Below are 24727 nucleotides of genomic sequence, written 5' to 3'. Positions count from 1 at the left end.
TAGTCACAAGATTGCGATGATAGAGTATTAGGAGGACGTTAACTTGCAATATATTGTCTACTGTGATGAATCTGAGAAAAACGGTGCCTACTTCGGTAACTTCTACGGTGGAGCATTAGTTAGGTCAATACATTTTCAAGAAGTAAGAACAAAGTTGGAAAGTAAGAAACAAGAGTTAAATTTATTTGGTGAAGTAAAATGGCAAAAGGTAACACCACATTATTTGGATAAATATATGTTGTTAATGGAGGAATTTTTTAATTTCATTCAACAAGATAAGGTAAAGATAAGGATTATGTTTACACATAATATGTTTAATCCTGCCCAGCTTTCTAAGGAACAAAGAGATAATGAGTACTTTTTACTTTATTATCAATTTTTTAAACATGCCTTTGGATTTCGATATTCTAATAAGAGTAATAATCCAATTTCAATTTACCCTTTTTTTGATCAATTACCTGATACAAAAGAAAAGAACGAGAAATTTAAGGACTTTATTTATAATCTCCAATATCAGGAAGAATTTATAGAAGCAAATTTATTTATTCATAGTAAAGATGATATAGCTGAAGCTAAGTCACACAACCATGTAATACTTCAGTGTTTAGACGTAGTATTGGGTTCTATAGAATTTAGATTAAATGAAAAACATAAGGTAATTCCCGATGGGAAAAAAAGAAGAGGAAAGAGAACAGTCGCTAAACATGAACTATATAAGTTAATTAATAAGAGGATAAGGGAGGTATATCCTAATTTTAATGTTGGAGAGAGTACAGGTATTAAAGGTAACCCTGAAAATAAATGGGATCATCCATATAGGCATTGGAAGTTTACACCAGTTGACAGACATCTTAATAAACAATATTTAGCAAAAAATAAAAAATGAGCCCCACTTTTCCTACATTAGTAACTCACGTGGAACGTAAGTCTTCAGAAAAGTCAAGCTCTTTATATTCTACTATTATTATAACGATAAATGGATAAAAAGTAAAATAAAACTTGAAATTAAATACTAACAGTCTATTTTAAGATAAGAGATACGAGTAAAATCGTGAAAACTAATTAAAGAAGGGAGCTTAAAATGAAAAAGGTTACATTTCAGATAAATCTGGATACTAAAATTCTAAAATTATTAAGAGAGAAAGTGAACGAGGAGCAAAATATAACCTTTAACAAAAAGATTTATTTCAAAAAAGATAAAGTCCACCGTGCATGGGATAAAATTTGTGCAATTATGGACAGGCTTGACGATACTGTCGATTACTTAAATGGACTTGAATTAAATACAGGTAAGTACAATAGAAGTGCTTTTGACTTCTTTGATTTTATGAATAATGCGTCTGTTGTTGTGGATTGTGTAAAAGAACTGGCAAAAATATTTGATGTACCGGATGATAGAATTAAGAAGTCAATCGCAATTTTTAATCAAGTTGGCAAAGATGGGGCAGGGACAGATGAGAAATATTTTGCATACTTGCGTTCTTTATGTTCTGTTCATCCGGTAGAAACAAGTAGACACAAATCTTATCAGGATAATGACTTTGAATGTAGCCCATTTGTAACATGGAATAACGGAAGAGTATGGATTGATGATGATTGTGATATCTACGCAGTAGTGTATACAAGTAAGGATGAAGACAATTTCAAAAGGGTTAGGATATTCATTTCACAAATATTTGCTTTCGTAAAAACAAGATTAGAGTTTCTTCTAGAAATAATAAATTCAATTGACGAGTATCAAAAACAGGTTATATCTAATTTCAAGCAAAAAATTATAAAGAAAGAAAATGAGTTTAGTAATTATATTGATTATCTTAGAAATTTAAACACTGAACAAATTGAGCGATACGGTTCAGAAATCTGGTATCCCTTTGATCCTATTATAAATTTATTTGAACTAAAGTTAACAAATAATAAAAATCAAAATAAGATGGATTTATATCTAAATGCACTTAAATATGCAATTGAATTTGAACATAATAGTATACAAAATATGAGTGAAGGTGGGTTTGAAAATAACGGATTGCTATATCACGAAGAGAATAAAGAAACAACTTTATATTGTGAATTATATTCACCTTATAGTGGAAGCGATGAACAAAAAAGATACAGTTATAATTTAGAGAAAATTAGTTATTTAGGTTATGACTCAGGTTATAATAATAAACAATGGGCTTACATTCAATTACAAGAGTTACGTCCATTTCTAGAAAAGTATGTTTCATTTAAAGGTGTTGAGTCTGATTTTGAGCTTTATGCTTTGGTTCAATTAGCCTTATATTTGGACTGCTTGGAAAATAAATGCTTAATTAATAGAAATATACCAAATGCATTAAAGTATCGAGAAAGATTACTTTCTGATAGTGAGTGGAAGATTTTATTTACTGATAAATAGGTTGGTATTATTTTTGGCCATTAATTAAAAAAGTATGTCAATTTATTCCCTAAAATTCATTTACCTAAAAAATGACATCTATATGATTTAGTGTCGGCAGTCTTTTGAACATTATAATAATAAAGTGAAGGGTTTTCTTGAATCATTTTCTTTAAGTGATTCAGAATCACTATCCCTACGTTTCTTTTTAGGCCGATAATTTTATAGGCATTCAAAAAATATGAAACTAAACTAGAAAGGAAAATGATACTATGAAGTTAAGAGAACTTGTTCCTAATGATAATAAATTAATCGGGCTGCTCAAATTTTCAAGTAAGAAATATTTAGAGGATTTGTCGAATGGCTTGCTTTACATGAATCAGTTTAAATTTTTTAAAGAACAAGAAGAAAAAGAGGGAAATCAAGGGCAAGGAGATAAGAATGAATTGGCACTAATTTTAAATGATGTTGATTGGAAGTTAACGCCGATGGAGAGCGATAATGTCATTCTTCAAGGAAAGGCTTCTGAATCTGTATTAAGAAGCGATGATGATCTTCAAAATCACTTGTATTGTGCGACAGCAATTACACCTGATGTCTTAGAAGTAGTAAGTCTCGATAAAGAAACAGGGATTGCAAAAGTAAAACTTGTTCTACCAAATGAAATGGTAGAAAGAGCAGAAAAAGATTTTGGTGACCACGTGGCACTCATAAATGTGGGTGAGTTTTTAGAACGAGTAGATGAAGCTGCAAAGAAAAAAGGAGTTAATGTGGTAACGAATATTGTAAGATATGAAGACCAATCCATTAACCGTTCAGATAGAATTAGTGCTTTTAATAAAGGAAGTTTGGATCTCTTCTTTGAAAAAGACAACTTCTTTAAATATCAGAATGAATATCGTTTAGTTGCCTTTGGAGGAGATCCATCTGGGCCACTTCAACTCGAACTTGGAGATATTAGCGAACATCTTTCAATTATTAAAACGAAACAACTACTAGAAAATGATTTGATTTTTACTATATTGTTAGAAGAGTCGAACGAGTAGAAAGCCTACTCGTTTTCTGTCTTTCATTGAACTTCAAAACAATTGAAATATCGGGAAATGGTGCTGATGTTATGTTATCGAAACAAGAAATCATTGATGAATTGTCTAAGAACCTAAATACATGGAGAGTGGAATACGGTGTTAAGCGAATCGGCTTGTTCGGTTCGTATAATCGTGATAAACAAGAAGAATTAAGCGATATTGATGTATTAGTAGAATTTAATGCCTCAGATATATCTTTTGATAATTATATGGACTTAAAAATTATCCTTGAGGATCTTTTTCAAAAGCAAATTGATTTAGTCATATTAAATGATATTAAACCTGCTTTAAAGTCAGATATTCTGTCAACCATTACATATGTAACCGAGGACAACCAATGAGATTAAAATTAGCAGTCTATTTGTAATAATAGACTGCTAATTAGCTTCAGACTAAGAAAAAATACACATATACAGTAAAATCCCAAACAAGTTGTTAAACAAGTTCACGACTTATCTCCTCAAATAACTCTTGATCAAACTCGTAAACTATATTCTTGATTGTTCGATCTTTAGGTTTCTCTCCACTATTTACTTGAATTTCCTTGATAAGAAACCGGAGTAATTCTTTTTTATCATAGTCATCTAATAGGTTAAAAAGTGAATTAAAATCATTAGCAATGCTGTTAATTACCGGTAATAGGTCATTGTTGTTTTTTAGTTCTATCTGCCTTGTTAGTTTTGTTATAAATTCCTTTTGTTCACTTTCTTGATTCTGAATTCTCTTCATTTCATCACTAAGTGTGTCAATATCGATTATTTTCTTCGTATAAAGTTGCAAGAGTTCCTGTTTCTCTCTTTTCAGTCCTCTTAAACTTTTTTCTAGTAATTTAAGTTCTTCTTCAATTGGTTCAAGTTCACTTTTAAGATTATTATTAACAACTGTTTGCAATGGTACAGAGAGGTTTAGATTGTTAAGGTGTTTCATAACTTGTGATAAAACTAGTTGTTCGGCATATTCCTTTCTTACAAGATTAGAATTACATGCTTTGGAACCACCGTTTTTGAAACGGCCACACACGTAGTATTTGTATTTTTTGTTTGCATTCCCTTGTACCATTGCGCCTCCACAAGTAGGACACTTTAATAGACCTGATAATGGAAAGGAGCCGTTGTGTATTTTATCTTGGGTATAACTACGTAGTGATAAAAGTTTTTGGGTTCTTTCCCAAAGCTCGTTACTGATGATAGGATAATGGTTACCTTTTTTATATTTACCTTTCCATTTAACGTAACCATTGTAAATTTTATTGTTGAGAATAGTTCTAACAGCAGTAATAGACCAATGGTTATCCTTTTTGGTTTTGATACCTTGCATATTTAAGCTACTAGCTATTTTTCGATAACCCCACATTTTGTTAGAGTAACAATCAAAAATATATTTAACTACTCTTGCTTCATCTTCGTCAATTACTAATTTCTTATTTATTAAATTGTACCCAAATACCATTCCACCGTTAAAGTCGCCATTTTCAAATGTCTTCTCCATACCAAGTGATGTACGGAAGGCGATTAGATCTTTTTCGACTTCTGCAATAATACCTAATATCTGATAGATTAGCTTTGAATTAGGATCATTTGTGTCGATATTATCAGCGATAGAAATTAAGTTCTTGTTAGCCTTTTTTAGACGACTAAAGATATATTGGGAATCTAAAGAATTACGAGATATACGATCTTGTTTAAATACGATGATGGAATCAATGTTATTCTCCTTTTGGAAAACGTTATAAAACATCTCTTTAAACTCAGGTCTATTTGAAAAGCTTTCTCCGGATGCGGGTTCCTCTATAAATATTTTCACAAGAATAATATTATTTTCCTTACAATATTTTTCAATAGCTTCAATTTGTTGTTCAATAGACGTGTTATCTAATTGTTTATTTGTACTAATACGAACATAAGCATATGCTCTTATATATTTTACTGGCATGTTAACTTGCATTTCTGACATTTCAATCTTCGCTGTCATACTTCACCCTCCAAATCAATAGGAAGCCCTTCTCCTATAGAATCCGAATATTTAACCATTAGGTCAGTTAGGTAATTTAGAAAGTCATAGCCTTTTATTTTTGTTAACTCTTTATTTGTCGCAAGTCTAATTCTGAAATCTTTATCGTAATCTATAATTTCGTTTTTCATCATAATTTAATGAACTCCCCTTATCTATTTGTGATTTTAAGACACAAATAACAGCCGGCTTGTCATTTGCTGAAACATGATAACCGCGGGAAAATGATATTTTAAGAGGAAATTAGAAATATTTTTATTTTATTTGGAAATTGGAATAAATTCATAATGAATATCAATAGACAAATATTGTGAATTAAACATCATCATTTTTAGAGAGGGGTGTGAACAAAAGAAGTTAGTTGGTAGGAAAATGGCTTTTATAATTCATATTGTATAAGTATAATAAACGTTAACATAATTAAATTTATTAAGCTTTATAATAAGTAATTTTAGGAAATGAACATTTTGTGTTATGAGGTGATAGAGTGTCAGATAACTTGGGGAATTTAAAAAAGGTTAATGTTAGAAATATCTGGTCACATGAAGCTTTAGAATTTACACCGTGGTTAGCAAATGAAGAGAATATTGCTGAATTAGGAAAAGCTCTGGGACTCGAACTTGAAGTAGAGGGTACTGAAGTAGCTGTAGGACCATATTCTGCTGACATATTAGCAAAGGATGCTGGAAGCAACGATTATATTGTTATTGAAAATCAATTAGAAAAAACTGATCATGATCATTTAGGTAAGGCTATTACTTATGCTTCTGTATTAGATGCCTCAGCGATTATATGGATTGCTACAAACTTTACTGAAGAACACAAAAAAGCACTAGATTGGCTAAATGACCATATTTCAAATAATATTTCCTTTTATGGTGTTTCACTAGAATTATGGTCAATTGACGACTCAAAGCCTGCTGTTAGATTTAATGTTGTAAGTCAACCAACAGAAATAGTTAAACAGACAGCAATTTCAAAATCAACCGAAAGTCTAACGCCAGCAAAAAAACTGCAGCTGGAGTTCTGGTCTAATTTTAGGGAGAAATTAAAAAATCATCCAGATATTCCCTCAGTTCAAACTGCTCGTCCACAGTATTGGTATGATGTGTCACTAGGTAGATCAGGAATCAACTTATCAAATATTGCGTCTACTTCATCTAATCAAATAGGAGTCAGAGTTTATATTAATAATAAAATTGCCGATAGTGCTTTAAGCCAATTAAAAATGTATAAAGATGATATTGAGTCTGAAATTGGAGAAGAGTTACAGTGGAATCCAAACCCTGAAAATAGAGATAAGATAATAAGTTTAAAAAGGAGTGCCAATATTGAAGACAAAGATAAATGGAATGAATATTTGGATTGGCTTGTAGATATGACGGTGAAATTTAGAAGGGCTTTTAGTAAACGTATAAAAACTATGGAGTTTGGTACGGATATATATGATTCAGAAATAGAATAGATAATAGTTTTTCCTATGTAAAAATAGTGTGATAAATAATAGGAGGCCTAATCCCTCCCAGACTATAAAAAAAGTAATGCTAAATAATTGGATAATATTACGCTGATGAGCAGAAGCTTAATTCCTCAGTAAAAATGAGTAGGAATTAGGCTTTATTATTTTCAAAGCCTTGATTTCCTTCCATAAGTAAACGCGTTTGTAGCATGTGAAATTTTTATGGTTGATCATGGCTATCTTTTTTTTAGTATATTGTGTAAAGAATAAGAGTGCTTAATAATTTAGTAAGGCACTTTATTTTGAATGAAGCTTTAAGATATATAATGAAGCACTATAAAAGGAAGTACTTTTACGGCACTTCCTTTTTATAGTCATATAAAGATCTGTCATCACTAGTCCTTAGTATATGGAAGCAACAGCGTATATAACCCTTTCTTCTGTTCAAACGATAAAGCTGAAATCATCTTACTTAATATAGCATCTAGTTCCTCTTCTGTATCTACATCATCTTCTTCACTTAATTCAATGTTTTGTAGCTTACTTTCCCCTTCAAGTGCATACAGAAAATCACCCATTGATATTTTAAGTGCCTTACATATTTTTTCTAATAAGGAGAAGGTGATCTCTTGGTTACCACTTTCTATCCGCGATAAAGAAGGTTGAGAAAGACCAATTTTCTTTGCAAAATTAACCATTGTTAATTTATTTTCTCTTCTTAATCTACGTATTAACTTTCCTGCCTGAGTATCATCCATTAATTTATTTCCCTTCACATTCTTCTATTTACTTAATCGTATTATTTTCTGGTTTTACAATCAATAGATACTATGTTATATTCGTAATATAAATATATTCATAATACGAATAGAGGAGTGTTTAAATGATTGATGGTTTCCCAAGATTGGTTAATCAACTAATCGAAAATCGTTTGGAAAATATTATTACTAGTGAGGAATACGAAATGTTTATGGAGGGCATTTATCAGGATTTAGAGCAGAAGCTATCGTCAAGCATTAACGATCTTGATGAAGAGGCTAAGAATAATCTTATTGAAGATCTTAAATCAAATATATTTCAACAGGTATTCCAGCAGAGTAAGTTAACATATCGCGTGGCATTTAAAGATGCATTTTCATTTTTTGTAGATACATTATTAATACCTAAAAAATAAAGGAGATGTTTTTATTGTCATCTAAGAATCTTTATAGAGGGAAATTGGTTGTGGATCTTGTAACAGCTGTGGAAACAAATGATGTAGAGAAGGTTATGACGGATCAGGCACATCAAGGATTTGCAACAGAATTATTTGATGAAATAATGGCTCTTTTGGGTGCAAAAGGCTATATCACCCAGTCGATTGGGGCCACATTGGAAAATAAGGGCGTAGCGTATGACGTTGAATTAGAAGTAATTGAAAAGAATAGATTGGAATGCATAAGAAGGGCAGAATCAGTTTATAACAAGGCAAATCGAATAACGATTAAATTTGACTAAGGGGCTTTTGAGAAAATAATGGTTAAAAAAGCAGGAATGATTGAAATACCAAAAGCTTTATTTGAAGATGAGGAAGTAAGCACCAATCGTGGTGAATATATAATCCGTTACATGATTGATGATGGCAAAGAAGTTCCAAGAAGATTGGTTCATCAATATGGGTATTTTGTAATTCCCCAAAGTATTATGGTGGAAGCAAAAAAGGGAACAATGCCTCTTGTAGATTTGACATTTCTTTTTGCGTGTTACTATGTTGCCTCTACTAATAAAAATAAAAGTATACAAATGGATAAGGTTTTTGAATGTATAACGAGGAATTGGGATGAATTTCGAACGCGTAACACTGCCCTGCGTTTCAACTTTACATTATCTAATATGGACAGATACAAAAGATGGATCAAACAACATGAACATAATAGCAAATACTCTGTAAAGTATTAGTTATATAGAAGTTTCCAACTGGAAGCTTCTTTTTGTGAGATATGGTTCATGTACGTATATGGATTTTTACATATTATCGGTACGGAATTTATGTAAAAAGCCTTGTTGTGAAAGATTACTATTATCCTCCAGTTTCTTTTTTAAAGGAATATAATCCATTTCGAATAAATCTGTGTATTCGAGAAGACGATTTTCCTGTCCAATTATTTGTCCAATCTTTTCCGTGTTTAAATAATTAAGATATTCCTTTGCTTCTTTGAAATCCTCAAATACTATACCTATAGCAACATGATCTCTAGCATCAAAGCCAATTACAACGTGTCTTTTCATTACTTTCGTCCCCATTCCTATCTACATACCGAAAATATAGAATACCCCGTTTATAATTGTTCCCTAAACTATTGTCCTTGTCTCATGCGTTCATTTTTCTCTAACTTTATTTACTACTATTATAACTAATAATTTACAAGATTTATACACTATCAGGTCAGTTAATGGTCAAAAGATTAATTTAAAGACATTAGAAATTGTTAATCTTGGTATATCCGTTTGATTGTATCTTTAATGGAGGTGTTTATATTGGGTGTCAGTGTAGGTGATGCTTGCAGGATCTATAAGAAATGTAAAATATGTAGGGAAACTAAATATGTAAAGGAATTTCAAGCTAAGGGTGGAAGAAAGGCTAATCCAACAAAAAGAAAATCATTTTGTCGGGATTGTAAAGATCGTAGGCATGAAGTAATTTTAGGTCCAAGATTAGAATATAGTTTCGATACATCTATTCTAGATGCGTCTAAGGAAATCACCATACGTGGGCGTAGTGCAAGTAATTATAGATATGAGAATATAATAAACTATAACAGAGCAAAGAAACTAGTGGAAGAGGGAGCGGCTGGTATAGTACATAGTACATTAATCCACAATTTCTTCAATTGGAAGTCATTAAGGGAATTTGTATTAGAACGGGATAGATATACTTGTCATTACTGCGGTTTTTACGGTGATACAATTGATCACAAAGTTCCTAAATCAAAAGATGGAGCTAGTACACCTTTTAACTGTGTTTGTGCTTGTCTTGAGTGTAATCTATATAAGGGTGATATTGGATATGGCGAATATATAAATAAAGTGAAATTAGTTGAACAATGTGAAACGGTTTAATTCAGTTTCTTAAACGTTAAATATTAACTTTCTGCTTGCTAACAAATAAGGAAAGTCGATAATGAAATGAGATATGACGTAGTTGTTTTAAGATTAAAGTGGGAAGGGATAGAGTTATCTTATGACAGAAAATAAGAGAAAGTTTGAATGGGTAGATAAGTGGGCAAAGATGACAGGTGAACGCGCAAGGATTGATGCAAAAGTCCATAAGACTGCTATTGTATATAGAACGGAACAGGGATGGGTTAAAGAACATTACGATGGTAGAATTGAAAGAATTAATACCGAAGAAAATAGAGGTGAAAAAATCCGAGAGATAGAACGAATAAATAGGATTATGTCACTCATACAAAGGATTTGGGAAGAGGAACCGGACATACGATTTAACCAATTAATCTCTAACTTGCAATATATGTATTCTTCGCAAAACGAAGGATATGGTCAAAGAATGATGATAGAAAAGGGGTCATCTGGAGATGAAACTGAATCCTCATATTTGGACTTTTTCTACTTAGAAGATAAAGAGTGGGAAGCATTCTTGCAAAAGATAGTTGATGATCAAAAAAAGGATAATTAGTGATCATTATCCTAATCCATTCTCATTAGAAGATAAAATACGGATCAGAGGGATGTACCGTGTTGTGTGATGTTCTTAAAAAAAAGATTGGGTATAAGCACGGAATTGGTAATATACGGGTATTTAGTTCGGTAGCAAGATCTGAGGACGGACCAAAAAGTGACCTAGACTTACTTGTCGAAATTGAAAAAGGCATGAAGTTTACTTGATTTGATTCATTTTAAACATGAGGTTGAAGATCTGCTGGGTGTAAAAGTAGATGTCGTCACAGAAAATTCCCTTCATTGGAGCATAAAGAAAGATGTATTAGCTAAAGCCGTTAAACTATAAAATAATGCACTAAATTACAAAGCATATCATAATACCTAAAATCGTTATTCAAAAATCCTACACCTTTTAATACGCTTTGTATCTTCAAATTTTATTGTAATTACATTATCACTCGAACGTACACAGTGGTTAGAAGGGAATGGTATTTAGTGAAAAGAGTATTAGTAAACAAGGTTCGTTGTAAAAAGTGTGACGATATTATTGAATCAAAAGATAGTTATGATTTTAAAAGATGTAAATGTGGGGCTATATTTCTAGACGGAGGGAAGGATTACCAGCGGTACGGCTGGGGGATGAATCAATCTGGAGATGGAAAACTAGAGGATTTTATTGATTTTAGTTATTCAGTTTATGAGGACAATTGAAGATAGGTTTGGGAAAATTTTTTGACACCCATTGGAAATGATTCTTAACACCTTGTTTAGCAGCACAAGTAATTAACAATAGGTGAGGAATTTTTATAATCTTAATTCTAGAGGTATGTATTATGTAATTGGTAATACCGGTACGGGATTTATGTAGGTCAGGCACTTGGTACGGCTTTTATGTAAAAAGTAATAGCAGTACGGAAACTTATGTAAAAGGTTATCAAGTGGTCTTGTTACTCGTAAGAAAGGAATGAAGAGGGTTAATCTAATGACTTTCTGATTTGCCACATAATAGACTCTCCCTTACCAATTAATTGCTTCATATGGTGTTTAAAAAAATAAATAAAGGGTTACTCCTATTAGAAGAAACAGGAGCAACCCTTACTATTCCTGTAAATGCTTATTAATTATGACTAAAACCCCATCTGAAACTTAAAGTGATTTTATTCAGCATAGGTTGATGTTTAGGGGATGGGCATTCCTTTTGTAAGACTTTTGGTTTCAATCCACTCTGTCTCTTGATCACGAAGTGGGTTCAAATAATACAAGTGATGTAATGTTATAGTACACCCATCCTTGTTTTTTCTGCATACTGTCTTAGAAAATCATAAAAACCATAGTTATCTAACTCACGTAATTCAGAAATAAGATAGCCACCACGTCTTCTTTCAAGCATTTTTTCTTCTTCATCGCTATAGACAACTTCCACTAGATCAAAACAGTTGTTCCAAATAGCATATATAAAATCACCATATTCATACCATTTGCTACGCTCTCTTTCTATTGCTGTAAGGTTTCCGAGGAAAATGGATGTAAGTACCTCAGTTTCATCTTCAAATATTTCAGAAATGTGGACTAATGAATGATTGTTGGTAAAATAACGCCCCCAGAAAGAGTATAACCCTTTTCCTTTCCAGCGGATTTCCAAATCTATATCTTCCAGATCCATTTGGTCATATTCCAACTCTATCATCAAGAACTCGATTGCTTTTCTTTTCAATTCCTCTATTGATGAGACAAAGAATGCACCTTCTATATTTTCCTCGTTAACATTGAGCATTTCTTCATAAAGTTCCTTTTGTTCATTGTGACTTAGTTCCATTACAAAGCTTCCTTTCCAGTTGTATATTTGATGCAGTGGTTTTAATGTGAATGACAAATTTGCATTAGGTTAATTTATATATCTTCCCTTCTTATAATTTGAAATATTATACTTTTACTAGTTTCTAATTCGAAGAGGAAGAAAGAAGATAGTAAATTCTTTGTTGTTATCATCAACAGGGCTAGGCATAGCTTCTATTTACTACAGTAGTAGTTGTAAAGTTTTCTTGGAAATTAGGGAAATCTAATCAAACGTCCGATAGTTATTATTAACAAGATTCTTTATGAAAAGGTTAGAAAGTGGCTGAACGTAAGATAGAATAATTGTGCAAGAATATTTTCATTTACCTTTGTTTCAACAAACAACAAAATAAGAGACCTTCTGGATCGAGGAATAAGTTAGAATTCATCGGTAGGGTGCTTGGCGATAACAATCGTTATTAATCCATCAATGTTTTTTATATAAATCAAGGAAGGGAGGAAAAGTGATGAACCAAATGGAAATATATTATGTAATAAAAAGAACAACAGGAAAAGACGAACAATTTACACTGACTGATGCAATGTCACTCGATAAAGCAGATGCATTTTCCTTGTACGTCATGAGGGAGAAAAATGCAAAAGATGGCTTCTGTTACTTATTTACAGGAGTCATCTTTTTCGTTTTCATCCTAATAACAGAGTCGGACTGAACATTACGTAGTAAGCTAAACAATAATTGTAATGATATGTCTAGGAACAAATGTCCTAAACATCCAGCAGCACTGTTATGAATTTTATTCCCTTAACACTTGTCAAATAAGATATGGTAACGATTAAAGGTAACTATTAATAGATACTAGGTGGAAGAATAGAGCAAACAAGTCAGTGAAATACAGGAACAGGCAATGTTCGGTATGGTATCTATTATTGGTTACCAATATAATAATAATAGCAATTTAGAGTGAATAATTATCGTATAAATACATTACTTTGTCTAATGGTTACTAATAATCGTAACGAATAGTAAAAGGTTAAAAAAATAATGAAGGTTAAAGTATGGAAAGTGTTGATATTTTGGAGTTTCATTATGGTATCTATTAATGGTGACGAATAATGTATTCTAATCAATATTTTGTAGAATAGTATGTATGCAGTCATTCGAAATGAATGACTAGCGTGAGGTGAGTAGTATTGATTAGTATCTACTTAAAGCTTCATATACTATTTTATCGTTTTGCTTCAAAGAAGAAACGATTATTTTCAAACCAGATAGTTTAGCTCTACTTGCAACTGCAGAATCTAATTCAAATTGTTTAGCTATGTTATTCGATCTTTTAATTCCGTTACTAAGTGTAGAACGGTTTGAGAAGCTATCATCTGCAATAACAATATCCATAATATGGATTGCATCCTTGTTCTTTTCTGCTAGAAGGGCATATTTAAATACTTTCTGCACTAATGTTTCGATAGGTTCAGTAGCCATATCCAATTCAATATTAATGATTGCATCCTTTATTTTTCTTCTTCCTTTTACCTGAATAATCCAGTCTGGTTTAACAATCGTCATTGTTGTTCCATTTGGCCCTGTACTGGACTTTTCAGCAGTCATATGTTTGGCAATCTTAGCATGGTATGCTCCGCTATTTTGTCGATTCAAGTTTTTTTCCTTCCTTTTCCACTCAGTATAAGGAAAAACGGCTGGCGAATGAGAGAATGATGTCAAATTGTATAAAATAGGGTACTTTATTTCATCCGTCGTTACATCTCTTATTGATTTAGCATTTAAGTTGATTAATATATTAATTACTGCTTGCTGTGTTGCTAGAAAATGCATTAAGTTCTTCTTCTGGTTAAATTTATAGATTTTAGATTTGTTGTAGGATTGGTCTAGTAATTCATTTTCTATTAACAAATCTACCGCTTTACTTCCAATACTAAGATATTTAAAGCGTTCTCCATCAAAACCCTCAGAATAATATTCAGAACGTATTAGGTGATAGTCCTCAAATTTTCTGATTCGATTCTTAAAACTATATTCTTCTATTCTCAATTCAAATAGGTGTTTAGCTGCTTGATAAAATTGCTGCAAGGTTAATAGTCGTTGTTGCTCTAAGAAAGCCAATAGCTCTATATCTACCTTTTTCAGTTCTAATCGTTGTCTCGCATTTTTCTTTAAGATGATTTTATCTTGCATGTGTTTTCTTCTTTCTCCTTTCTCTTTGGGTGAATGGTATTTGCTTATCAGAACACTTTTGGATTTTTATCTTTCACTATTATTGTCAGCTTTATAAAAAGTGAATTACACAGGGGTGGGCCACATGAATAATACACTTCTCCTGAGTAATTAACTTAGTTGCAGCTAATTTTTATCTCTAACCTTATTACAAGTGTGGTTAATGGTGAAAGGGATGTGTTCTATAAACAGTTTACTTTCAAATTTTGATATTTCTAGACTTGTAAGGAAATATAAATAAATTCAATGCTGAGTGGTTATTTATAAAACAAATGTAAAAAAGACTTGCAAAATAAAATGATAGTTGTATAATGATAGTCAAATAAATAAATTGATCGACTTTCTCAACAAACAAGGGAAAAACCCATGAGGAAGTAGTGAAATATACACATAATTGCGTGTATATATTTTGCTACGTCTGTCATGGGTTTTTCTCTTTTTTATCCAATTGGCAGACGTAGACGAGGAGATGATAATCAGGAAATAAAATTCTACCTACATTAAAAACATATTAAGTAAGAGGTGAGAGATTCAATTGCGGAAAATAAAAAAGGCTGTCATCAGAGAAGACTTGGTAGGATTAACAGGAAGTATGGAAGAAGCTGTAATCTTAGGTCAATTAATTTACTGGATAGATCGTATGAAAGATGCCGAAAAATATAAATTTGAGGAAAGAGTGCGCTTAGAAAATGATTCAGCAAATTCTTATAAACACGGTTGGATTTATAAAAAAGCTGAGGAGTTGGCTGAGGAAGTAATGCTCGGTGTATCAGCTAATACGATTCGAAAGTATCTAGGTAAAATAGTAGAAAAAAATTATGTTAAAAGACGAAATAACCCTCGGTATAAGTGGGATAAGACATTACAATATCGTGTGAACTTAGTGAAAGTCATCCTAGATTTAGGTAATTTAGGATATCCAATAGATGATTACAAACAGTTATTACGAATGGAAGAAAATGATACTTCGAGTAAACAAACTGTTTCTCCGAATGTGGAAAAAAGTGATTCGAAGCTAAGTGATTGCGCTGCAATACCAGAGATTACTACAGAGATTACTACAGAGATTACTCCAAAAATTAATTCAGAGTCTTCTTCATCAAATGAACGGATTGAAGATGACATTAATATTTACGATTCAAATCAATTTGAATTATTTAGTAAAACCTACTTGAGTCTTAGCAAAAACAAGCAGTTATCGTTTAATGACCAAACAGCGATTAAGGATGTTGTAGACGAAAACTGGGAGACTCATCGAGTTATTGGTTGGATAAAAGATTGCTTCAATAACTTTAAACCGAAACACAAGCTAGATAATATTCGGACATTTCGATATGTAGCAAATTACATTTTTGATCAAGCATATAAATATCAACAGGAGGTTTTAGAGGATGAACAAGCTACAGGATATATTGCCCAAGACGAATACTTCCAACGATACGGCTGAGCCATTATACAAGATGCCGGGTAGATTAACAAAAGCAACAGATGATTGTATGTACAGAGAATGTGATGGATCTGGACTGATTCATGTTATTAAGGAAAATGGATTTGAATATATGATGATGTGTAAATGCAGAGAATACAAAGAACTGTTGCGTAAAATTAAGACTGCTAGAATACCAGATGAATATTTAAATAAAAGAATCCAAGATTTCGATACAAAAATCTATCAGATAAACGATAATGGTAGAGTAGCGCAATATGCTAAGAAAATTGCAACACGCTATGTAGAACAATATCCAGAGTTGGAGGACATGGGCAAAGGATTATACTTTTATAGTAATGTAAAAGGATCTGGTAAAACGCTTCTGTCAATTGCAATCACCAACGAACTCATCATCAAGTATCAGATCAAGCCAATGTATATTTCGGTAGTAAATATGCTAAATGAGATGAAGCATTCATTTTCTATGAAAGATCCTAACAGAAACTTTTATAATTTAATGGAATCATTTAAGCAAGCTCCAGTATTGGTAATGGATGATTTAGGTGTTGAGAAAACAACAGATTGGTCGGAGGAAGTATTAACACAAATTTTAGACGAACGAATGAGTTATAAAAGACCAACTATTATTACTTCGAATATGCCAATACGGTTACTCCAAAAGAAGTACCCTGCTGGGAGAATAAAAAGTCGTATCGAAAAAATGACATTCCCAGTTGTTATGCCAGAAGAGAGTGTAAGGGAGATAATGGCTAAGAAGGAAAACGAAAAGATTGCAAAAATATTTTCCGAATGAAGTGGTTTAATGTGTATAAACTCTTAGAATATAGAAAAACTTTGTTAAAATATTATTGTAGTAGTCAAAAGAAAGAATTGAATATAGGACTAAAAAGGGAGAACCCCAATTTATAGAGTGACAGCGATGTATGTGTAAGCTGCGGTCTATTAAAGGTGGTTTTCTCTTTTTTATTTGCTTGGTATTAATGAAAGGGGTGAATGATAAAACATGAAAATTATCGTTAAAGATTCTGAGGAACTAAGAGCTATATTAATAGAAGAAGGGTATTCTCAACGTGAGTTTTCGAGGCTTACTGGGCTAAGTGAAAATTATTTTAACCAAATTATTAACCATAAGAAAAACCCTAGTCCAGCAGTTGCAAAGAAAATATCACAGCAATTAGGTCTAGAATTTAATGACGTTTTTCAGATTAAAAAATAAACAGAGTGGAGAGTGACATTTCTCGATTATTTAAAATACGAAATTAAGCTAGTGATGTTTATTATTAGGAAAAATGTTACTAACAAGATTAAAGAATTTGATTTACACGACATTATAAAATTTTAAGGAGAGATTTATATTATGAAATGTGTAGCATATGTAAGAACATCAAACGAGGAACATAGTGAATATTATTTAGGAATGCAGATGGAAGCGATAGAGGAGTATATCGATAATCAAGATTGGCAGTTAAGCAAGGTATATCAAGAAATAGCGTCAGGATTAAATGTTGGGCTAAAAGAAGTGATAAAAGAAGCTCAAGATGGAAAAATTGATGTAATCATTGCCGCTACAGCTACTCGATTTTTCAGATTTTATGATCAAGTAACCCACTTGCAAGAACTTTGCCGACAACATAAAGTTGATATTATTACATTGGATAACAGTATTAATACTGTTGAAGGGAATTGGGGGTTAATTTAAAGGACTTAATGGTTGATTAATCAGTATGGGATATCAGTTGTAAAGTAAAAGAATTAAAGTATTAATTTAAAATAATTGACGAATAAAAAAATAAACAGTCCGTAGTAATTATTTAGTCAAAGCTAGATAATCACTACGGATTTTAGTTCTACTCAACATTTGACTGTATACAAATTTCCTATTACAATATAACTATATATTGACTCAGACAATATTTAAAGGTAGGTGATCAATTGATAGGTTTAGAATACATCTTAGACCTTTATGGGATGCAGCACATCGAATTAGCTGAGAAACTTGGCATCAAAAAGCAAAATATTAACCTATGGATTAAAGGAAAGCAGAATATCTCTAAAAAGCATCTACCTACTTTAGAAACTATATTTGGTATAGAGGCCAGATACTTTTCTAAGGAATTATCCGAATTGGAAAAACTGGAAATCCAAAAGGAGAAGCTAAAACGAGATCTTCAACCTGTTATAATGAAACATGAAGAACAATTTCTAATTGGTGAAGAAAACGATCTCATTGAGGTTCCTGTTTATGATAGAGAGGAAATAAATCAAATTGAGCATGATATTGAAAGGGCAAAGCTTATTGAAAAGTTCCGGAACATGATAAATAAAACGGAACATCAGCCTTATTTAGATACATTTAAGTTAGTTCTGGAGCTTTTAGATAAAGCACAACATGAACCAACTTTCCATAAGACAATTGAAGGATTGGCGCATTACTTAGGAGTGTTACCTGATTGGGTGTCCACAGGCCCTGAACAGGATGAATTTGAGAGTGAATTATTTGAAGTATTAGATGACCACAACTACTAAAAAGGAGTTTTAGGACATGGAAACAGCAAAGATTGGATTTGAGGAAACACTTTGGAAAGCAGCGGATAAATTACGTGGAAGTATGGATGCATCTGAGTATAAACACGTTGCATTAGGATTAATTTTCCTGAAATATATTTCAGATAAATTTGAAACAAAATATAACGAGTTAGTTGAAGAAGGAGATGGCTTTGAAGAAGATCGTGATGAATATACATACGAAAATATCTTCTGGGTTCCAAAAGAAGCGCGTTGGGACTTCATTAAAGACCGTGCAAAGGATCCCAAAATTGGACAATATATTGATGAAGCGATGATTGCAATTGAGAAAGAAAACCCATCATTACGAGGGGTATTAGATAAGCGCTATGCACGACCAGAACTTGATAAACGTCGTTTAGGTGAACTCATTGATTTAATTTCAACGATTAAACTACACAGTAAAGAAGAAAAGGATTTGCTTGGTCGTATTTATGAATATTTCTTAGGTAAATTTGCAAGTGCAGAGGGTAAAGGTGGTGGAGAGTTCTATACACCACAAAGTGTTGTAAAAACATTGGTTGAAATGATTGAGCCATATGAAGGTCGTATATATGACCCTTGCTGTGGTAGTGGCGGTATGTTTGTACAAAGTGAAAAATTCGTAGAACGCCGACAAGGAAAAATCGAAAACTTGTCTATATATGGTCAAGAGTTGAACTCAACTACTTGGAAACTTGCTAAGATGAATCTTGCTATTCGTGGCCTTGAAGGGAATATCGGTGAACATCATGCGGATACATTCCATAATGACTTGCATAAAACGCTAAAGGCTGACTACATCTTAGCAAATCCTCCTTTCAATATCAGTGACTGGGGAGGAAATGAATTAGTTGATGATGTGAGATGGAAATATGGAACACCACCAAATGGTAACGCCAACTATGCATGGTTACAACATATGATTTATCACCTTGCCCCAAATGGTACAGCTGGAATTGTCTTAGCAAATGGTTCGTTAAGTTCCAATACATCTAATGAAGGAGAAATACGTAAGAACTTATTGGAAGCCGATTTAGTTGATGCCATTGTTGCATTGCCTGAGAAATTATTTTACTCTACAGGAATTCCAGTTTCTTTATGGATATTGAACCGCAATAAAAAAAATCATCCTACGTACCAAAGCCGTGAAAAGGAAATTTTATTTATTGATGCTCGGAACATGGGACAAATGGTTGACCGTCGTTTACGTGAATTAACGGAAGAGGATATTAAAAAAATCGCAGGAACCTATCGGAATTGGCGAAGACCAGATGGAAAATATAAGGATATTAAAGGTTTCTGTAAATCAGCAACTTTAGCAGATGTTCGTGAGAATGAATATGTTTTGACTCCCGGCCGTTATGTTGGATTGGGTGATATAGAAGATGATGGTATTCCGTTTGAAGAAAAAATGGAGACTCTTACTGGAGAATTAAGAGAGTTATTTGATAAATCCCACCGATTGGAAGAAGAGATTAAGAAGAATCTAGGGGGGATTGGCTATGAGTTTTAAAAAATCTGAGGTAGGTTTAATCCCTGAAAATTGGGATGTGGTTGAGTTAAAGTTAAAAGCCAGTATTACAATGGGACAATCTCCGAAGTCAGATTCATATAACAATGAAGGTTTAGGAATACCTTTTATGCAGGGACGAAAAACATTCGGTGATAAATATCATGATATAGATACTTGGTGTACTGATCCAAAGAGGCTTGCCGATAAAGGTGATATTTTAATGAGTGTTCGCGCTCCGGTTGGAGACGTGAATGTAGCAACTACTGACTTATGTATAGGCCGTGGATTAGCAAGTCTTAAAATGCTTAATGGTAATAATGAGTTTTTATACTATTTATTAAAAAGCTATGTTGGAGAAATAACTAGTAGAGAAACAGGTACTGTTTTTGCATCTATTAACAAAAAGGGTTTAGAGACAATTAAGTTACCTTTTCCTAGTGATAAAGAACAAAGAGTGATAGCAAACATTCTCTCAACCTTAGACGAAAAAACAAAAACAAATAATAAAATCAACGAAAAGTTGGAAGAAATGGCGCAATCTTTATTTAAACATTGGTTTGTGGATTTTGAGTTTCCGAATGAGAATGGTGAGCCATATAAATCCAGTGGTGGAGAAATGATCAAAAGTGAGTTAGGGATGATTCCAAAGGATTGGGATGTAAGTCAACTAGGTGAATTAGTGGATGTAATTGATAATAGAGGTAAAACGCCACCTTTAAGCAAAGATGTAACTTGTTACCCTATTATTGATGTAAGGGCTTTGTCTGGAAAAAATCGAATCGTAAACTATGATAATTGTACTAAATTCGTAGATAAGAAGACCTATGATTCGTGGTTTAGAAATGGACATCCAAAAGAAGGGGATATTCTATTGTCTACGGTTGGTAGCATTGGGGAATTGAAGCTTTTTTATGGAGATATAGGGTGTATTGCACAGAATGTAGTAGCTTTAAGAACGAAAAATATTTCTTATCTTTACTTGTATCAGTATTTGCAAAATATCAAGAATGAATTGGTTTCTTATAATATTGGATCTGTCCAACCTAGCATAAAAATCACCCATGTAAAAAAACATAAAATATTAGTGCCAAATAAGAATATAGAACGAGACTTTATAAAGTTTATTGATAATATCTCAGGATTAATCTATAACAATATATTAGAAAGTAAGCATTTAACATCAGTAAGAGATATTCTTCTTCCAAAATTAATGTCTGGGGAAATTCGTGTCTTATTAGAGGGTGAGGTTTTAGAAAGTAAGAGTTAAAAATATTATCTTATTGTGAAAGGAGTGAGGTAAATGAGTTTCCTAGAAAATTTTACGGAAGATAAGCTAGAAGAAGCAGCCATTGAGATTCTTCAAGAGCTTGACTATGAATACATCTTTGGACCCGAAATTAGTTCTGATGGGGAAAGACCGGAACGGAAAGATTATAGAACTGTTATCTTAGAAAACCGTGTTAAAGATGCATTATTTAAAAATAATAGGCATTTACCACATGAGGCTTTAGAAGAAGCGTTTCGCCAAATTATTGCGTTTAACAGTCCAAGCCTAGAAGAAAATAACCGCTATTTTCACAAATTGATAACAGAGGGAATTGATGTATCATTCCACAAAGATGGTCAAAATCGCTCAATGAAAGCTTTCTTAATAGACTTTGAAAAACCATCTAATAATGAATTTCTTGTAGTCAATCAATTTACTATTGTTGAAAAAGAAGAGCGTCGCCCAGATTTAATCCTATTCATTAATGGTATTCCTTTTGTTGTCATCGAGCTAAAATCCGCTTCTGATGAAAACGTAAGTATTGATAATGCCTATGCACAGATTCAAACGTATAAGCGAGATATCCCTTCCTTATTCTACTACAATGCATTTTGCATTTTATCGGATGGGATAAATGCTAAAGCTGGAACCATTACAGCTAATCAGGAACGTTTTATGAATTGGCGTTCTGTGGATGGCGAAACGATTGAACCTTTAGAAGTTCCGCAATATGAGGTCATGTTGCGAGGGATGCTCTCAAAAGAACGATTAATTGATATTATCCAAAACTTTATTCTTTTCCAAGAATCGCACGAAGAGGAACGAGATGAAAATGGGAAGAAAATCGGGGATAAGAAGACGATTGCAAAAATTATGGCTGCCTACCACCAATATTTTGCTGTGAAAAAGGCTGTGGAACATACAAAAACAGCAACAAGTGAAAATGGAGATCGTAAAATCGGTGTTATTTGGCATACTCAAGGATCCGGTAAAAGTTTTTCAATGGTTTTCTATACAGGACAGCTTATCAATCAACTAAATAATCCAACCATTGTCGTAATTACAGACCGAAATGATTTAGATGATCAGCTGTTTTCTACTTTCTCTAAGTCACAGGATATATTAAGACAAGCTCCGAAACAAGCAGATATTCGGAAGCTAACTGACGAGCAGAAAAAACAACAAGCTAATGAAAAATCTAAAGAGATAAACGGATTGTACGATCTTCTAAACGAACGACAATCAGGTGGGATCATTTTTACGACTATCCAAAAGTTTAAGCCGGAAGAAGAAGGAGAAGTGCCTGTCCTAACTGATCGTAAAAATGTCATTATTATTGCGGATGAGGCCCACCGTAGTCAATATGGATTTTCAGCCAAGACAAATACAAAAACAGGCGATGTGAAATATGGTTATGCAAAATATTTGCGTGATGCACTTCCGAACGCTTCCTTTATTGGTTTTACTGGAACACCGATTGAACTAGAGGATAAATCAACACCAGCTGTTTTTGGTAATTATATTGATATATATGATATGACACGAGCAGTGGAAGATGAAGCGACAGTTCGAATTTATTATGAAAATCGGATAATTCGTTTAGAAGCCAATGAAGAGGAATTAGCCAGAATTGATGAAGAATTTGAAGAGATTACGGAAGATCAAGAAGAATCGACCCGTGAAAAATATAAATCTAAATGGTCTAGGCTTGAAGCAATTGTTGGTTCTCCTAGTCGAATTCAGAAGTTAGCAAAAGATATCGTCAACCATTACGAAGAAAAAGCTAAAACGATTGATGGGAAAGCGATGGTTGTCTGTATGAGTCGCCGTATTTGTGTTGCACTATACGATGAAATTGTTAAACTTCGACCAGATTGGCATTCTGATGACGAAGACAAAGGGAAAATAAAAGTAGTTATGACTGGTAGCGCAGGAGATGAGGACGCTTTACAAGCGCACATTGGCGGAAAAAAACGACGAGACTTATTAGCTAAACGAATGAAAGATAACAGTGATGAATTAAAAATCGTTATTGTTCGTGATATGTGGCTAACCGGATTCGATGTTCCTTCCATGCATACGATGTATATCGATAAACCAATGCAAGGCCACAATTTAATGCAGGCGATTGCAAGGGTTAACCGTGTATTCAAAGATAAATCTGGTGGGGTAGTTGTTGACTATATAGGAATATTAGAAAGCTTGAAAAAGGCGTTAAATGAATATACAGACAGTGATAAGGAAACTACAGGTATTGATACTTCAGCTGCTGTTGCTGTAATGAAAGAGAAATTGGAAATCTTGCAAAATATGATGCACGGTTATGATTACTCGGCTTATATGAGTACATCACAATCAGGACGAATTCGTGCCATTACTGGTGGTATGAACGTCATCTTCGGTAAGAATGACAAGGAACAAAAGGAATTTAAACAGACAGCAACAGAATTAGCCAAGGCCCATTCGTTATGTGCTGCGACTGATGAAGGTAAAGCTGTAGCACTGGAAGTTAGCTATTTTAAAGCAGTTAAAGCAAGTCTTAATAAACTTCAAGAAAAACAACCGAAACGTAAATCGAAAAAGGAAGTAGAAGCACGAGTTAGTCAGTTACTGGAGCGCTCTATTATTTCTGAAGAAGCGGTAGATGTATTTGAAGTAATGGGACTGAAACATCCAGATGTATCCATTTTATCGGAAGAGTTCTTAGAAGAGGTTCGAACATACGAGCATAAAAACTTAGCAGTTGAAATGCTTAAAAAGCTATTAGAAGGCAACATCAAAACGATGGAGAAACGCAACCTCGTTAAATCTAAGAAATACTCGGAAAAACTAAAACAGTCCTTAAATAAATACAAAAACCAAGCAATTACAAATGCTGAAGTAATGGAAGAATTAATCCAAATGGCAAATGATATGAAAAAGGCACGACAAGAGGAAGAAGACTTAGGCTTAAACGATGATGAAATTGCCTTCTATGATGCTTTAACATCTGAATCCATTGTAAAAGAGTTAATGGAAGATGAAGTATTACTAAAAATAGCAAACGAACTTACACAGGCAGTAAGACGTAACATGACTATTGATTGGCATGTTCGAAAGAGCGCACGAGCTGGAATGCGACGAATTATTAAGAGGCTCTTGAAAAAGTATGATTATCCACCAGAACAGGCGAAAAAAGCTTTGGATACTGTTATGCATCAAGCAGAATTGATGGCGGAAAATACGGAAGTAAGGGATTGGGATATACAGCAAGCTGCAGAATCAAAAGGTGAATATAGATTATAACAGCGAATGTCAGTCATTTCTAATAAAAGTTAAGCAAAAGAACT

27 protein-coding genes are annotated in these 24727 nt (G+C 32.9%); 21 read left to right on the top strand and 6 right to left on the bottom strand.

All coding sequences use genetic code 11. The features are described 5' to 3' along the window. Window positions 1-43 precede the first annotated feature (43 nt). The 4 genes from B2C77_RS01160 to B2C77_RS01145 all read left to right on the top strand — a co-directional run bounded on the left by B2C77_RS01160 (window position 44) and on the right by B2C77_RS01145 (window position 3803). Window positions 44-886, top strand: a complete 843-nt coding sequence (locus B2C77_RS01160) for a DUF3800 domain-containing protein (protein ID WP_077701975.1) — start codon at window positions 44-46, stop codon at window positions 884-886. Between the two features lie 195 nt (window positions 887-1081). Next, complete coding sequence (locus B2C77_RS01155) at window positions 1082-2395, top strand: hypothetical protein (protein WP_077701973.1); 1314 nt, start codon at window positions 1082-1084, stop codon at window positions 2393-2395. A gap of 251 nt (window positions 2396-2646) precedes the next feature. Further along, a complete protein-coding gene (locus B2C77_RS01150) occupies window positions 2647-3420 on the top strand; it encodes a hypothetical protein (protein WP_077701970.1) in 774 nt (257 codons plus the stop codon). A 26-nt stretch (window positions 3421-3446) separates the two neighbouring features. Beyond that, window positions 3447-3803 (top strand): nucleotidyltransferase family protein, encoded by a 357-nt coding sequence (locus B2C77_RS01145; RefSeq protein ID WP_367946628.1) that lies wholly within the window; start codon window positions 3447-3449, stop codon window positions 3801-3803. Between the two features lie 94 nt (window positions 3804-3897). On the opposite strand, the gene B2C77_RS01140 is transcribed toward B2C77_RS01145, so the two are convergent. Together B2C77_RS01140 and B2C77_RS21510 are read right to left on the bottom strand one after the other, a co-directional pair. After that, window positions 3898-5433, bottom strand: a complete 1536-nt coding sequence (locus B2C77_RS01140; protein WP_077701965.1) for a recombinase family protein — start codon at window positions 5431-5433, stop codon at window positions 3898-3900. Then, window positions 5430-5606 (bottom strand): hypothetical protein, encoded by a 177-nt coding sequence (locus tag B2C77_RS21510; protein ID WP_176087252.1) that lies wholly within the window; start codon window positions 5604-5606, stop codon window positions 5430-5432. The genes B2C77_RS01140 and B2C77_RS21510 overlap by 4 nt, the downstream gene beginning before the upstream one ends. A 353-nt stretch (window positions 5607-5959) precedes the next feature. Between B2C77_RS21510 and B2C77_RS01135 the strand changes: the two genes are divergently transcribed. Next, window positions 5960-6937 (top strand): DUF4268 domain-containing protein, encoded by a 978-nt coding sequence (locus tag B2C77_RS01135; protein ID WP_077701962.1) that lies wholly within the window; start codon window positions 5960-5962, stop codon window positions 6935-6937. A gap of 389 nt (window positions 6938-7326) precedes the next feature. Here the strand turns inward: B2C77_RS01135 and B2C77_RS01130 are convergent, their stop codons facing one another. Next, entirely contained in the window at window positions 7327-7707 is a 381-nt protein-coding gene (locus tag B2C77_RS01130) for a helix-turn-helix domain-containing protein (protein ID WP_254843914.1), read from the bottom strand. Between the two features lie 107 nt (window positions 7708-7814). On the opposite strand from B2C77_RS01130, the gene B2C77_RS01125 reads away from it, so the two are divergent. Genes B2C77_RS01125 through B2C77_RS01115 form a run of 3 tightly spaced genes read left to right on the top strand, consistent with a single transcriptional unit; the run spans window position 7815 to window position 8869 of the window. Beyond that, window positions 7815-8105, top strand: coding sequence for a hypothetical protein (locus tag B2C77_RS01125; protein ID WP_062351146.1), 291 nt, complete (start codon window positions 7815-7817; stop codon window positions 8103-8105). Window positions 8106-8119: 14 nt separating this feature from the next. Then, on the top strand, window positions 8120-8428 hold the full coding sequence (locus B2C77_RS01120) for a hypothetical protein (RefSeq protein WP_077701957.1): 309 nt from the start codon (window positions 8120-8122) through the stop codon (window positions 8426-8428). 18 nt (window positions 8429-8446) lie between these two features. Continuing rightward, window positions 8447-8869: a hypothetical protein gene (locus tag B2C77_RS01115; protein WP_077701954.1), complete on the top strand. Its 423-nt coding sequence runs from the start codon at window positions 8447-8449 to the stop codon at window positions 8867-8869. A 66-nt stretch (window positions 8870-8935) separates the two neighbouring features. On the opposite strand, the gene B2C77_RS01110 is transcribed toward B2C77_RS01115, so the two are convergent. Then, window positions 8936-9199 (bottom strand): hypothetical protein, encoded by a 264-nt coding sequence (locus B2C77_RS01110; RefSeq protein ID WP_077701953.1) that lies wholly within the window; start codon window positions 9197-9199, stop codon window positions 8936-8938. 249 nt (window positions 9200-9448) lie between these two features. Between B2C77_RS01110 and B2C77_RS01105 the strand changes: the two genes are divergently transcribed. From B2C77_RS01105 to B2C77_RS01090, 4 genes are all read left to right on the top strand, one after another. After that, window positions 9449-10030, top strand: coding sequence for an HNH endonuclease (locus B2C77_RS01105; protein WP_254843913.1), 582 nt, complete (start codon window positions 9449-9451; stop codon window positions 10028-10030). A gap of 121 nt (window positions 10031-10151) precedes the next feature. After that, on the top strand, window positions 10152-10607 hold the full coding sequence (locus B2C77_RS21290) for a hypothetical protein (protein ID WP_141130640.1): 456 nt from the start codon (window positions 10152-10154) through the stop codon (window positions 10605-10607). Between the two features lie 210 nt (window positions 10608-10817). Beyond that, window positions 10818-10937 carry a hypothetical protein gene (locus tag B2C77_RS22430; RefSeq protein ID WP_367946627.1) on the top strand — a complete coding sequence of 40 codons (120 nt, stop codon included), beginning with the start codon at window positions 10818-10820 and terminating at the stop codon, window positions 10935-10937. Between the two features lie 149 nt (window positions 10938-11086). Continuing rightward, the gene (locus B2C77_RS01090) at window positions 11087-11302 is read left to right on the top strand and encodes a DUF7695 domain-containing protein (protein WP_077701949.1); all 216 of its coding nucleotides are present in this window, start codon (window positions 11087-11089) and stop codon (window positions 11300-11302) included. 562 nt (window positions 11303-11864) lie between these two features. Here the strand turns inward: B2C77_RS01090 and B2C77_RS01085 are convergent. After that, a complete protein-coding gene (locus tag B2C77_RS01085) occupies window positions 11865-12407 on the bottom strand; it encodes a hypothetical protein (RefSeq protein WP_077701948.1) in 543 nt (180 codons plus the stop codon). A 487-nt stretch (window positions 12408-12894) separates the two neighbouring features. Between B2C77_RS01085 and B2C77_RS01080 the strand changes: the two genes are divergently transcribed. Then, complete coding sequence (locus B2C77_RS01080) at window positions 12895-13098, top strand: hypothetical protein (RefSeq protein WP_077701947.1); 204 nt, start codon at window positions 12895-12897, stop codon at window positions 13096-13098. Window positions 13099-13583: 485 nt separating this feature from the next. Here the strand turns inward: B2C77_RS01080 and B2C77_RS01075 are convergent, their stop codons facing one another. Then, the gene (locus B2C77_RS01075) at window positions 13584-14582 is read right to left on the bottom strand and encodes a replication-relaxation family protein (protein WP_077701946.1); all 999 of its coding nucleotides are present in this window, start codon (window positions 14580-14582) and stop codon (window positions 13584-13586) included. Between the two features lie 574 nt (window positions 14583-15156). Between B2C77_RS01075 and B2C77_RS01070 the strand changes: the two genes are divergently transcribed. The 8 genes from B2C77_RS01070 to B2C77_RS01035 all read left to right on the top strand — a co-directional run bounded on the left by B2C77_RS01070 (window position 15157) and on the right by B2C77_RS01035 (window position 24683). Then, window positions 15157-16068 (top strand): hypothetical protein, encoded by a 912-nt coding sequence (locus B2C77_RS01070; protein WP_077701945.1) that lies wholly within the window; start codon window positions 15157-15159, stop codon window positions 16066-16068. Beyond that, entirely contained in the window at window positions 16013-16864 is an 852-nt protein-coding gene (locus B2C77_RS01065; protein ID WP_077701943.1) for an ATP-binding protein, read from the top strand. Before B2C77_RS01070 ends, B2C77_RS01065 begins: the two co-directional genes overlap by 56 nt. A gap of 210 nt (window positions 16865-17074) precedes the next feature. Beyond that, window positions 17075-17287 carry a helix-turn-helix domain-containing protein gene (locus B2C77_RS01060; protein ID WP_077701941.1) on the top strand — a complete coding sequence of 71 codons (213 nt, stop codon included), beginning with the start codon at window positions 17075-17077 and terminating at the stop codon, window positions 17285-17287. Window positions 17288-17428: 141 nt separating this feature from the next. Next, the gene (locus tag B2C77_RS01055) at window positions 17429-17770 is read left to right on the top strand and encodes a recombinase family protein (protein WP_077701939.1); all 342 of its coding nucleotides are present in this window, start codon (window positions 17429-17431) and stop codon (window positions 17768-17770) included. 233 nt (window positions 17771-18003) lie between these two features. After that, window positions 18004-18597 carry a helix-turn-helix domain-containing protein gene (locus B2C77_RS01050; RefSeq protein WP_077701937.1) on the top strand — a complete coding sequence of 198 codons (594 nt, stop codon included), beginning with the start codon at window positions 18004-18006 and terminating at the stop codon, window positions 18595-18597. A 16-nt stretch (window positions 18598-18613) separates the two neighbouring features. After that, window positions 18614-20131: a class I SAM-dependent DNA methyltransferase gene (locus B2C77_RS01045; RefSeq protein WP_077701935.1), complete on the top strand. Its 1518-nt coding sequence runs from the start codon at window positions 18614-18616 to the stop codon at window positions 20129-20131. After that, window positions 20121-21398 (top strand): restriction endonuclease subunit S, encoded by a 1278-nt coding sequence (locus B2C77_RS01040; RefSeq protein WP_077701932.1) that lies wholly within the window; start codon window positions 20121-20123, stop codon window positions 21396-21398. Before B2C77_RS01045 ends, B2C77_RS01040 begins: the two co-directional genes overlap by 11 nt. Window positions 21399-21431: 33 nt before the next feature. Next, window positions 21432-24683, top strand: a complete 3252-nt coding sequence (locus B2C77_RS01035) for a type I restriction endonuclease subunit R (RefSeq protein WP_077701930.1) — start codon at window positions 21432-21434, stop codon at window positions 24681-24683. Window positions 24684-24727 lie beyond the last annotated feature (44 nt).

The sequence above is a fragment of the Virgibacillus dokdonensis genome (assembly GCF_900166595.1).
Classification (GTDB): domain Bacteria; phylum Bacillota; class Bacilli; order Bacillales; family Amphibacillaceae; genus Virgibacillus; species Virgibacillus dokdonensis.
The sequence above is the reverse complement of the archived record's forward strand: the minus strand, read 5'-3'. Positions and strand labels throughout refer to the sequence as shown.